General features: G+C 72.8%; 12 protein-coding genes. 8 read left to right on the forward strand and 4 right to left on the reverse strand.

The genetic code is table 11. The features are described from left to right. A partial coding sequence (locus tag GA0115233_RS38175; RefSeq protein ID WP_141689634.1) for a helix-turn-helix domain-containing protein occupies nucleotides 1-1411 on the forward strand: 1411 nt, incomplete at its 5' end. Nucleotides 1412-1858: 447 nt separating this feature from the next. Here the strand turns inward: GA0115233_RS38175 and GA0115233_RS38180 are convergent. Further along, nucleotides 1859-2062 (reverse strand): acyl-CoA carboxylase epsilon subunit, encoded by a 204-nt coding sequence (locus GA0115233_RS38180; protein ID WP_093725126.1) that lies wholly within the window; start codon nucleotides 2060-2062, stop codon nucleotides 1859-1861. Nucleotides 2063-2074: 12 nt separating this feature from the next. After that, the gene (locus GA0115233_RS38185) at nucleotides 2075-2845 is read right to left on the reverse strand and encodes a thioesterase II family protein (RefSeq protein ID WP_093725128.1); all 771 of its coding nucleotides are present in this window, start codon (nucleotides 2843-2845) and stop codon (nucleotides 2075-2077) included. A gap of 257 nt (nucleotides 2846-3102) precedes the next feature. On the opposite strand from GA0115233_RS38185, the gene GA0115233_RS38190 reads away from it, so the two are divergent. The 7 genes from GA0115233_RS38190 (at nucleotide 3103) to GA0115233_RS38220 (ending at nucleotide 9719) form a co-directional block, all read left to right on the forward strand. Continuing rightward, nucleotides 3103-3954, forward strand: a complete 852-nt coding sequence (locus GA0115233_RS38190; protein WP_093725130.1) for a metallophosphoesterase family protein — start codon at nucleotides 3103-3105, stop codon at nucleotides 3952-3954. Then, nucleotides 3951-4712, forward strand: a complete 762-nt coding sequence (locus GA0115233_RS38195) for a 4'-phosphopantetheinyl transferase family protein (RefSeq protein ID WP_093725132.1) — start codon at nucleotides 3951-3953, stop codon at nucleotides 4710-4712. The genes GA0115233_RS38190 and GA0115233_RS38195 overlap by 4 nt, the downstream gene beginning before the upstream one ends. Nucleotides 4713-4767: 55 nt before the next feature. Then, nucleotides 4768-6252: an NDP-hexose 2,3-dehydratase family protein gene (locus tag GA0115233_RS38200; RefSeq protein WP_093725134.1), complete on the forward strand. Its 1485-nt coding sequence runs from the start codon at nucleotides 4768-4770 to the stop codon at nucleotides 6250-6252. Next, nucleotides 6236-7000, forward strand: a complete 765-nt coding sequence (locus tag GA0115233_RS38205; protein WP_093725136.1) for an NAD-dependent epimerase/dehydratase family protein — start codon at nucleotides 6236-6238, stop codon at nucleotides 6998-7000. Before GA0115233_RS38200 ends, GA0115233_RS38205 begins: the two co-directional genes overlap by 17 nt. Before the next feature lie 80 nt (nucleotides 7001-7080). Next, nucleotides 7081-8082: an ATP-binding cassette domain-containing protein gene (locus tag GA0115233_RS38210; protein ID WP_093725138.1), complete on the forward strand. Its 1002-nt coding sequence runs from the start codon at nucleotides 7081-7083 to the stop codon at nucleotides 8080-8082. 3 nt (nucleotides 8083-8085) lie between these two features. Further along, the gene (locus GA0115233_RS38215) at nucleotides 8086-8853 is read left to right on the forward strand and encodes an ABC transporter permease (RefSeq protein WP_093725140.1); all 768 of its coding nucleotides are present in this window, start codon (nucleotides 8086-8088) and stop codon (nucleotides 8851-8853) included. Between the two features lie 89 nt (nucleotides 8854-8942). Next, nucleotides 8943-9719 carry an FkbM family methyltransferase gene (locus tag GA0115233_RS38220; protein ID WP_093725142.1) on the forward strand — a complete coding sequence of 259 codons (777 nt, stop codon included), beginning with the start codon at nucleotides 8943-8945 and terminating at the stop codon, nucleotides 9717-9719. 62 nt (nucleotides 9720-9781) lie between these two features. Here the strand turns inward: GA0115233_RS38220 and GA0115233_RS38225 are convergent, their stop codons facing one another. Together GA0115233_RS38225 and GA0115233_RS38230 are read right to left on the reverse strand one after the other, a co-directional pair. After that, nucleotides 9782-10840, reverse strand: a complete 1059-nt coding sequence (locus tag GA0115233_RS38225; RefSeq protein WP_093725144.1) for a ketoacyl-ACP synthase III family protein — start codon at nucleotides 10838-10840, stop codon at nucleotides 9782-9784. A 70-nt stretch (nucleotides 10841-10910) separates the two neighbouring features. Then, on the reverse strand, nucleotides 10911-11286 hold a 376-nt coding region (locus GA0115233_RS38230), incomplete at its 5' end, for an acyl carrier protein (RefSeq protein WP_141689635.1).

Genomic DNA, 11286 nt, shown 5'->3' on the forward strand with positions numbered 1-11286 from the left:
GCTCGGCGCGGCGGACGCCCTCGCGGGTCCCGGCGGTCCGCCGGCCGCGCACCGCGCGCTGCGGCAGCGGTTGCAGGCGCGGATGTACTACCTGTGCGAGAACGACCCGGAGATGCTGGCGTCGGCCGCGGACCGGCTGTCCCCGCTGGACGAGCCGCCCGGTACGGCCACCGGTGACCAGCGGGAGCTGCTGGTGGCCCTGCTGCACGCGGCGACCGTCTCGGCGGGGCTGCCCGCCGCCCGCGTGGGCGCGCTCGCGCACCGGGTGCTGGACCACGAACCGGCCTCCGCCGCGCACGTCCACACGATGCTGCCGCTGCTGGTGCCGATAGCGGTCGCCGCGGACTCGGTGACCGGGCTGCTGCCCTGGCTGGACAAGGCCCTGGTGGACGCCGTGCGCCGGGGCGGCCGGCTGGAGGAGTCGGTCGTCCTGGCCGAGCAGGCGCTGGTGCTGCTCGCGCAGGGCCGGCTTGCGGCCGCGCGGGAGCGGGCGGTGCGGGCCGGAGCCGCCGTCGCGCCCGAGGAGGCCACCACGCTGTCGGCGCTGGCCCTGGTCGCGGTGGCGCTGCGGGCGCGGGAGCCCGAGCTGGTCGCCGCGGTCCCGGAACGTTTCCGCGGACTGCACGAGAACTGCGAACTCGCCGCGCTGCTCACCCTGGTGCGCGGCATGGAGGCGGAGACCCGCGGCGAGCCTGGCGCGGCCGTGGAGCACTACCTCGACGCCGGGTACGCCCTGGACCGGGCGGGCTGGCGCAACCCCCTGGTGGTGCCCGCCGCCTACTGGGCGGCCCGCGCCCTGCACCGCACCGGCGAGAGCGACCGGGCCGAGCAACTGTCCGAGCAGTACCTGGAGCAGGCCCGGCGCTGGGGCGCCCCCTCGGCGCTGGGCCGGGCGCTGGCGCTGCGGGCCGTGGTGGGCGAGCAGGCCGCCGCGCCGGGGCTGCTGCGCGAGGCCGCCGGGGTGCTGGAGACCTCCACCGATCTGCACCTGCGGGCGTCGGTCCTGCTGCGGCTCGCGGAGACCGTGGCGCCCCGTCACTCCGCCGAGGCGGAGGCCGCGCTGCGCCGCTGTCTGGAGCTGGCCGTGGAGTGCGGCGCGGGGCGGATCGCCGGGCGGGCGCAGGAACTGCTCGGACCGGCGGCGTCCGGGACCGCCGTGCGCACCCCGCTGACCTCCGCGGAACGGCTCGTGGCCCGGATGGCCGTCCAGGGGCTGACCAACCAGGCCATCGCCGACTCCCTCGGCGTCTCCCGCCGGGCCGTGGAGAAGCACCTGACGAACTGCTACCGCAAGATGTCCACGTCCGGCCGCTCGGGCCTGGCCACAGCCCTGTCGGAGGCAGGCCTCCTGGACACCACCGACGGCCCGTCCGACCCAGCCGAGGCGGTACGACCCCAGGGGGCGGCATGACGGGGGGAGACACTCCACGCTGACGCGGGCGATCCGACGCCCTCGGTGCGGGCCGGGGCCTGCCACCTGCGCGGGGACCGGTAGTCGCGCGGCGGCACGCGGGCGTAAGCCTGCGCCGAGGACCTGTACCACCCGGAGCCCCGGGTCAGTCCGGGGCCTGCCACCCGTGCACGCCCAGCAGCGCTCCGGACAGCCCCAGCAGGCCGTGGTGCGCGGCGCATGCCGGCCCCGGGTGCGCGGGGCGTTCGACGCCCGCCTGTCGTTCAGGGCCCGCCGACTGTGCCGACGGCCTGCCGTCAGGCCGGGGCCTGCCCCCCGTGCACGCCCAGCGGCGGTCCGGACAGCCCCAGCAGGCCGTGGTGCGCGGCGCGTGCCAGCCTCGGGTGCGCGGGGCGTTCGACGCCCACCTGTCGTTCAGGGCCCGCCGACTGTGCCGACGGCCTGCCGTCAGGCCGGGGCCTGCCAGCTGTGTGGGGAATGGTAGGGGCGGTGGCGGGTCCAGTGGGCTGTGGTGCGTAGGTGGGGGTGGGGGGCGGGGGTGTGGGCCGCGGCGGCTCGGGCCAGGAGGAGGGCGGTCAGGGCCGCGAGTTCCTCCTCGTCGGCCACGCCGCGCTCGACCCGTACCAGCGCGGGGTCCCGGGGTTCGGTCACGGGTGTCCCTCCTCAGCCGGCCTGCGCGGCGGGCGCGGCGGCGAAGTGTTCGTCGAGGATCCGCATCACGTCGGCGGCGCGACTGTTGAGGTAGAAGTGGCCGCCGGGCAGGACGTGCAGGTCGAAGCCGGCGGTGGTGTGCCCGCGCCAGTCCTCGGCCTCGTCCAAGGAGGTCTTGGGGTCGCTGTCGCCGACGATCGCGGTGATTGGGCAGGCCACCGTGGCGCCCGGTTCGCAGCGGTAGGTCTCCACCGCCTTGTAGTCTCCGCGCAGCGCCGGGAGGATCATCCGGATCAGCTCCTCGTCGCCGAGCAGCCGGTCGTCGGTGCCGCTCATCGCCTTGACCTCGGCGATGATGCCGTCGTCGCCCCGCTGGTGCACGTTCTCGTCGCGGTACCGGGAGGGCGCGCGACGGCCGGAGGCGAAGAGGCGTACCGGGCCGCCGCCGTCCCGTTCGAACCGCCGGGCCACCTCGAAGGCGACGAGCGCGCCCATGCTGTGCCCGAAGAAGGTCAGCGGGCGGTCGTCCCAGCCGCGCAGGGCGCCGTGCACCCGGTCCGCGAGGGTGGCGATGTCGTCGATCAGCGGCTCGCCGCGCCGGTCCTGGCGGCCGGGGTACTGCACGGCGACGACGTCGACGCGCGGGCTGAGGGCCGCGGCGACGGGGAGGTAGTAGCTGGCCGAGCCGCCCGCGTGGGGGAAGCAGACCAGACGGTGGGGGGCCTCGGGAGCCGGGTGGAAGCGCCGGCACCACAGGCCGTCGTCGGCGGGGGAAACGCTCACGCTGCTCGTCCGTCCTTCGTTGGCGTGTTGTGGCGCCACTATCCGTCAGCGGCGCGCTGCCGCGGGGCGCGGCGGGGCGAAGTCTGGGCGTTTCCCCTGTCCTTGGCCTTGAGGGCCGGTTGCGCGTTGTGCGGGCGCGCGGGCCGGTGGCATAAAGCTGATCGCCGGCCGCGGATCGACGCGGCCGACGCCCCCCGAGGAGTTCCCATGCCCACCATCCCGGATGCCCTGCCCATGAGCGGTGCGGCGGCCCAGCGGTGAGCGGCGGCGCGGGCGGCAGGCTCTTCGCCGTCAGCGATCTGCATGTCGCCTACGAGCCCAACCGTGCCGTCGTACGCGGGCTGCGGCCGTCCGATCCGTCCGACTGGCTGATCGTCGCCGGTGACATCGGTGAGCTGGCCGCGGACGTGGAGTGGGTGCTCGGGCTGCTCGCGGAGCGGTTCGCGAAGGTGGTGTGGGTGCCGGGCAACCACGAACTGTGGACGCACCCCGAAGACCTGGTGACTCTGCGCGGTGAGGCCCGCTACCGGCACCTGGTCGAACTGTGCCGCTCCCTTGGGGTGTTGACCCCCGAGGATCCGTACGTCACCTGGCAGGGCCCGGACGGGCCGGTGCTGATCGCGCCGCTGTTCCTGCTGTACGACTACTCGTTCCTGCCGCCCGGAGTGGTGAGCCGGGGCGACGCCCTGGCCCGCGCCGAGAAGGCGGGGGTCGTCGCCACCGACGAGTTCCTGCTGCACAGCGACCCCTACCCCGGCCGGGCCGCCTGGTGCCGGGCGCGTCTGGAGTACACCCGGCAGCGGCTGGACGCCTGTCCCCCGGACCTGCCGACCGTGCTGGTCAACCACTTCCCGCTGGTGCGCGAGCCCACCCGGATCCTGCGCTACCCGGAGTTCGCCCTGTGGTGCGGGACCACCGCCACCCACGACTGGCACCGCCGCTACCGGGCGGCGACCGTCGTCTACGGCCATCTGCACATCCCCCGCACCACCTGGCACGACGGCGTGCCGCACCGCGAGGTGTCCCTCGGCTACCCCCGCGAGTGGCAGGCCCGCGGTATGCCCGACCCCCTGTTGCGCGAGATCCTCCCGAGGCGAGGTGCCCGATGACGGCCCTGATGCGCCGGCTGCTGCCGGACATCGCCGAAGTGACCGAGGTGCGCGGCGAGTTGTCCGCGCCACCGCTGTTCCCCGAGGAGGAGGCGGTGGTCGCCCGGTCGGTGGCCGAGCGGCGGCGCGAGTTCGCCACCGCCCGGCGCTGTGCGCGGCTGTCGCTGGCCGCGCTGGGCCTGACGGCGCGGCCGCTGCTGCCGGGGCCCCGGGGCGAGCCGCTGTGGCCGGAGGGGGTGGTCGGCGCGCTCTCGCACTGCGCCGGTTACCGGGTGGCGGCCGCGGCCCGCGCCACCGACCTGGCGGCGCTCGGCATCGACGCGGAGACCGCCGGACCGCTGCCCGACGGTGTGCTGGAGGCCGTGTCGCTGCCCGCCGAGCGCGCCGAACTGGCCCGGCTGCGGGCCGCGGAGCCCCAAGTGCCGTGGGACCGGGTGCTGTTCAGTGCGAAGGAGTCGGTGTACAAGGCGTGGTTCCCGTCGGCGCGTTCGATGCTCGGCTTCGACCAGGCCCGGCTGAGCCTCACCGCCGCACCGGACGCCGGGGGAACCGGGGTGCGGGGCACGTTCTCGGCCCGGCTGCTGGTGCCGCTGCCGCCCGCGTTCGCCGACACGGTCGGCGGGCCCGTGCTTGAGGGGGCGTGGCTGGTCGACGCGGACCTGGTCCTCACCGCGATCGCCGCCCCCGTACGCCGTACGGCCCGGGACCCCGGCAACGAGCCGTCCCCGTACGCCTCCCGGCCGCCCGCACCCGCCTAGTTCCCGCGTCCGCGGCGGCGCCGCGGGCCGTCATCGATTCGATGGAGAGACAGCGATGCCCCAGCTCAACGCGACCGGTCCCGACTCCCCCAGTGACGCGGTCCTCGCCGCGCGGCTCGCTCTGTCCGCCACGGCGACGGGCGGCGAGGCCATGTCCGACGTCGAGTTCTTCGCGTGGCTGGACGAACGGCGCCCCCAGCACCACCAGGAGGTGCGCCGCACCTCGTTCGCGAAGCTGTCCGGCTGGCAGTTCGACGCGGAGACCGGCGATCTCGCGCACCGCAGCGGGCGCTTCTTCTCGGTGCGCGGCCTGCGTGTGCGCACCGACTTCGGGCCGGTCGCCGAGTGGAGCCAGCCGATCATCCGGCAGCCGGAGATAGGCATCCTCGGTCTGGCGGTGCGCGAGATCAACGGCGTGCTGCACTGCCTGATGCAGGCCAAGGCCGAACCCGGCAACGTCAACGGCGTGCAGTTGTCGCCGACCGTGCAGGCCACCAAGAGCAACTACACGCGGGTGCACGGAGGTTCGGCCGTACCGTATCTGGAGTGCTTCCGGGAGCCGTGGCAGCGCGGACACCGTGTGCTGGCGGACGTGCTCCAGTCGGAGCAGGGCTCGTGGTTCTTCTGCAAGCGCAACCGCAACATGGTGGTCGAGGTGGGCCCCGAGGTGGAGGCCCGGGAGGACTTCTGCTGGCTGACGCTGCGTCAACTCCATGCCCTGCTGCGGTACGAGAACCTCGTCAACATGGACTCCCGTACGGTCCTGTCGTGTCTGCCGGACTGGCAGCACGGCCCCGGCCCCTCCCCCGCGCTCCACTCCGACGTGGCGATCCGCAACTGGATCACCACCCAGCAGAGCGAGCGGGAGGTCGCCACCGAGCTGGTGCCGCTCAGGGAGATCGAGAGCGAGGGGTGGCACGTCGGCGAGGACCGCATCGCGCACGAACGGGGCCTGTACTTCAGCATCGTGCCCGTGGACGTCTCCTCCGGCAGGCGCGAGGTGGCGTCCTGGTCGCAGCCGCTGCTGGAGCCGCACGGGCTGGGCGTGGTGGCGATGCTGGTGCGGGTGATCGACGGGGTGCCGCACTGCCTGATGCACGCCCGGGTCGAGCCCGGCTATCTCGACGTCATCGAACTGGGCCCCACGGTGCAGTGCACGCCGGAGAACTACGCCCACCTGCCGGCCTCCGCCCGCCCCCGGTTCCTGGACCTGGTGGAGCGGGCCCGGCCGGAGCGGATCCTGTTCGACACCGTGCTGTCGGAGGAGGGCGGCCGGTTCCTCGACGCGCAGAGCCGCTACCTGATCGTGGCCGCGGACGACGACGGCCTCGACGACATCCCGGCCGACTACCAGTGGATGACGCTCCGTCAGCTCGGTGAGCTGCTGAAGTACAGCCATTACGTGAACGTGCAGGCGCGGACCCTGGTCGTCGCCCTGCGGTCGGTGCCGGAGCTGACCCCGCAGCTCCCGGACGTCCGCGAGACGGTCACGGTCGCGGCGGCCACGGACGAGGGGGCGGCCCGTGCGGATCGTCGGTGACGGCTTCCTCGCCCGCAATCTCGCCGAGTCCTTCGGCGACCGCTTCCCTGCCGTGACGGCCCTGGCCTGCGGGGTGTCCCGGACGACCACCGCGGAGGCGGCCGAGTACGACCGCGAGGCCCAGGTCCTCTACGACACGCTCGACACCTGCGCCCGGGAGGGCCGGCAGGTGCTGTTCTTCTCCACCTCGTCCTTCGCGATGTACGGGTTCACGGACGAGGGGCGGCAGGCGTCCGAGAGCTACCCCGTGCGTCCGCCGAACACCTACGGGCGGCACAAGCTGGCGCTGGAGAGCGTGGTGCGCTCCTCCGGTGTCGAGTACCTGGTGCTGCGGCTCAGTCACGCGGTGGGCGGCCACCAGCGCCCGCACCAGTTGCTGCCCACGCTCGTCCGGAACATCGGCGCCGGTGAGGTGACGGTGCTCCGGGGCGCCCACCGCGATCTGCTGGACGTGCGGGACCTGATGCACGCGGTCGGGCGGCTGCTGGCCGACGGGGTGAGCGGCGAGGTGCTGAATGTGGCCTCGGGCATCCCGCAGCCCGTGGAGTCGGTCGTGACCGCGATCGAGCAGCGGCTGGGGGTCACGGCCCGCCGGGTCGAGCGGCCGGGCCCGCGCGCCGTGACCCGGGTGTCGCTGGAGCGGCTGCGCCGGTTCGTGCCGGACTTCCGGTCGACCCCGGACGAGAAGTACCTGGACGCCCTGCTGGACGCGTATCTGCCGTACTGCGCGGGGTTGGTGGGCGACTGAACCGCGGGGGACTGCGAGAACCCCCAGACAATTCCCCCGCCGCCGGACTGGAGTCACCTGTTCCGCCTAGCGTGACCTGCATGATCGAGCTTGCGGGAGTGACCAAGCGGTACGGCCGCAAGGTGGTGGTCGACGACCTCACCTTCACGGTCCGGGCCGGCTGTGTGACCGGCTTCCTGGGGCCCAACGGCGCGGGCAAGTCCACCACGATGCGGATGATGCTCGGCCTGGACCGCCCCACCTCCGGGCACGTCCTCATCGACGGACAGCCCTACGCGCGGCTGAAGGACCCACTGCGGCACGTGGGCGCCCTGCTGGACGCCAAGGCCATGCACGGCGGGCGCAGCGCCTACGACAACCTCAGATGCCTGGCGCTCAGCAACGGCATACCGCTGGGCCGGGTCGACGAGGTCCTGGAGGAGGTCGGCCTGACCGCCGTCGCCCGGAAACGGCCCAAGGGCTTCTCGCTCGGCATGGGCCAGCGCCTCGGCATCGCGGCGGCGCTGCTGGGCGACCCGGAGATCGTGATGCTGGACGAGCCGGTCAACGGCCTCGACCCCGAGGGCATCCACTGGATCCGCACGCTGATGAAGAGGCTGGCCGCCGAGGGCCGTACCGTGTTCGTCTCCAGCCACCTGATGAGCGAGATGGCGCTGACGGCCGACCATCTGGTGGTCATCGGCCGGGGCCGGCTGCTCGCCGACACGGGCATGCGGGAGTTCATCGACCGCAACTCGCGCTCGTCGGTACGGTTGCGCACCCCCGAGCCGGAGAAGCTGCGCGATGTACTGGCCGCCGCCGGGATCACGGCCACCGAGGACGGCACCGGCACCTTCGAGGTGGCCGACGACACCCCGGCGGAACGGCTCGGCGAACTCGCCCTGGAGCACCGCATTCCGCTGCACGAACTGAGCCCCCAGCAGGCCTCGTTGGAGGAGGCGTTCATCGCCCTGACCGGCGAGGCCGCCGAGTACCGCACCGGACCGCTCACCGCCAAGCCCGTCCCGTCCGGCTACCCGGCGGCGCCCGAGACCACGCTACCCGAGACCACGCGACCCGAGACCACGCGAACGGAGTCCTGAACCATGTCCGCACCCGTCGCGGCCCTGCGCTCGGAATGGGCCAAGCTCACCACGGTCCGCTCCACGGCCTGGACGCTCTTCGCCGCCTTCGCCGTCACCGTGGCCTTCGGCACGCTCATCAGCGCCCTGTCCAACGCCCAGTACGACGACCTGTCCCGGCAGGAGAGGCTCACCTTCGACCCGGCCGGCACCAGCTTCACCGGCGGGGTCCTCGGCCAGCTCGCCATCATCGCCTTCGGCGTCATGGTGATCGGCGGCGAGTACAGCACCGGAATGATCCGCAACTCCCTCGCGGCGGTACCGCGCCGCGGTGTCTTCTACGTCAGCAAGCTCGCCGTGGCGACCGGCGCGGCCCTCGTCGTCGGCATGGTCACCAGCTTCGTCACCTTCTTCGCCGGGCAGGCGGCCCTCGGTTCGCACAGCACCACCATCGGCGCGGACAACGTACTGCGGGCGACACTCGGCGCCGGTCTCTACATGACGCTGATGGCGGTGTTCTCCATGGGCGTGGCGACGATGCTGCGCAGTTCCATGCTGTCGATGGGCATCCTCATGCCGTTCTTCTTCCTCGTGACGCAGATCCTCGCCTCGGTGCCCGGCGCCAAGGAGGTGGCGCACTATCTGCCGGACCAGGCCGGTGCGGCGATGGCCCGGGTGGTGCCCAACGACGACGTGCCCTACGGGCCGGGCGGCGGCCTGGTCATCATGCTGGTGTGGGTGGCCGCCGCGGTGCTCGGCGGCTATCTGGTGCTGCGCGGCCGGGACGCCTGAGCCCTGCCCGGCCGCGCCGAAAGTCTAGGAAATCACCGGAGTTGCCCACGCCAGACTGAGGAGCAATTCCACGGCTCAGGGAGCGTTTCATGACCGAGATCAGGTCGGTTCAGCTGGCGGAGGGCTTCTCCGTCGTCGTGCCGCAGACGGAGGGCGCGCTGTTCTCCGAGGTCGACTTCATCCACAACGAGATATTCGGCGAACGCGCCTACCTCAAGCACGGCATCCAGCTCTCCGACTCCTCCCGGGTCGTGGACGCGGGCGCCAACGTGGGGCTGTTCTCCCTCTTCGTCAAGCAGGAGTTCCCCGGCGCGCGCATCCTCGCCTTCGAGCCGATCCCGGCGATCCACCGGGCGCTGGTGGAGAACCTGGACAGCCACGGCGCGAAGGACGTCGAGGTGGTGCGCGCCGCGCTGGGCCGCAAGGCCGAGGAGCAGGTGCGGTTCACGTTCTACCCGGCGCTCCCCGGCAACTCCACCCGCTATCCGGAGCAGAAGAAGGTCGGCCAGGAGCTGACCGTGGCGCAGATCGGCCAGGAGGCCTTGGACAGCATCATGGCCGGTATCGAGGTCGAGGCGGGGGTGCGCCGGCTCTCCGACGTGCTGCGCGAGTGGGCGCCCGAGGGCCCCGTCGACCTGCTGAAGATCGATGTCGAGGGCGCCGAGCTGGAGGTCATGGAGGGCCTCGACGACGCCGACTGGCGGCGCGTGCGGCAGACCGTCATCGAGGTGCAGGACCTCGACGGCCGGCTGGACGCGGTGCGCGGCATCCTCGACGCGCAGGGCTTCGAGGTGACGGTGGAGCGGGCGGCGAACCTGCCGGAGGTGTTCCGCTACTCGATGGTGTACGCCCGCCGCACGGACTGAGCACGGCGCACGACGGCGCCCCGGCACCTCCTCCAGGTGCCGGGGCGCTGTGCCGTTCGGGGTCAGGAGAGGGTTTTTCGCGTTGCCCAGGCGGGCAGTTCGAGCACGGTCAGTACGGCGGAGGTGGACACCCAGCCGGAGGCCGAGGTGGTCATCAGTATGTGGTCGCCGGGCGCCACCATGCCGTTGAGCAGCAGGTGGTTGAGGGAGACCGCCATGTCGCAGGCGCCCATGTGCCCGTACTCCTTGCCGAAGTCCCATGTCGAACGGGACATGGGCAGGCCGAGCGGCTGCATCTTCATCTGGTCGATCATCCGTGAGTCGCTGTTGGCGGCGACCACCCAGCGCAGGTCGGAGGCGTTGAGCCCGGCGTCGACCAGGGAGCGGTGCACGATGTCCAGCTCGAAGTCCCGGATCATCTCCATGCACTTGTCGAGCGGCATGACGTGCTGGTTGAAGTGGGTGAGCAGGTCCATGGTGCCGGACGCCTTGCGCTCCTCGCCGCGGAACGGCAGCAGCGACTCCTCGCCCCGGTGCCACTGCTCAAGCTCGGGCAGGGTCCCGGAGTTGAGCGCCCGCAGCGCCGCGAAGCCGCTGTCGCCGCTGAGCAGTACGGCGGCGCCGCCGTCGCTGGCGGTGAAGCCGGTGCCGAACCCGGTCCAGCGGTCGATGAGCGGGCTGGTGAAGTTCTCGGCGGCGGTGACCAGCGCGGTCTCCGCCCCTGCCGCGCCGGTGAGCTGTCCCACGGCGACCTCGATACCGGCCAGCAGGCCGTTGGAGTGCTGGCGCACATCGGTGCTGGCGACGCCGCTCGCGCCCAGTTCGCGCAGTACGAAGCCGGGCGGGTAGAAACCCTCGGGGCCGTGCTGGACGGCGGTGCAGTGCACATGGAAGTCGAGGTCCTCGATGTCGTACGAGGACCTGCCGAAGGCCTGCCGGGCGGCGCGGACCGCCATGTCGAGGGCGGGTAGGTCGCCGGCGATGTAGGCGGCGGTCAGTCCGGTGCCGTACTGGACGGAGTACTCGTCGTAGAGGCCCTCCGAGACCGCCTGTTCGACGCTCACCCACTGCTCCGGGATGTACGCCCCGACCGTGTCGACATAGACGCCGTCCGTCTTCATGAGTGGTGGTTCTCCTCGCGTGTGGTGGGTGTGCGGTGGGGGGTGGGTGGGGTGAGGTGGTCCCGGCGGGTCACAGGCGCTGGAGTTCCTCCTTGAGGTGGGCGGCGAGCCGTCCCGGGGTGTCGACCTCGAACAGGAGGGCGGCGGGCAGGCGCAGTCCGGTGGTCTCACGCAGCCGGTTGCGCAGCGCGAAAGCGGTGAGGGAGTTCAGGCCGATGTCGCGGAAGGCGCGGCCGGTGTCGACGGCGTCGGGCGAGGGGTAGTCGAGGACGGCCGCGACATCGGCGCGCACCAACTCGACCAGGACGGCCTCGCGTTCGTCGTCGGCCAGTCCGGCCAGCCTGCGCCGGAGCGTGCCCGGACCACCCGCACCGGCCCGCTGCCCCACGCGACGGCGGGGCGGCGGGCCCGCGAGCGCGCGCAGGGGTGCGGGCAGAGCCATGTCG

It is taken from the genome of Streptomyces sp. DI166 (assembly GCF_900091315.1).
GTDB classification, from domain to species: Bacteria; Actinomycetota; Actinomycetes; order Streptomycetales; family Streptomycetaceae; genus Streptomyces; species Streptomyces fuscus.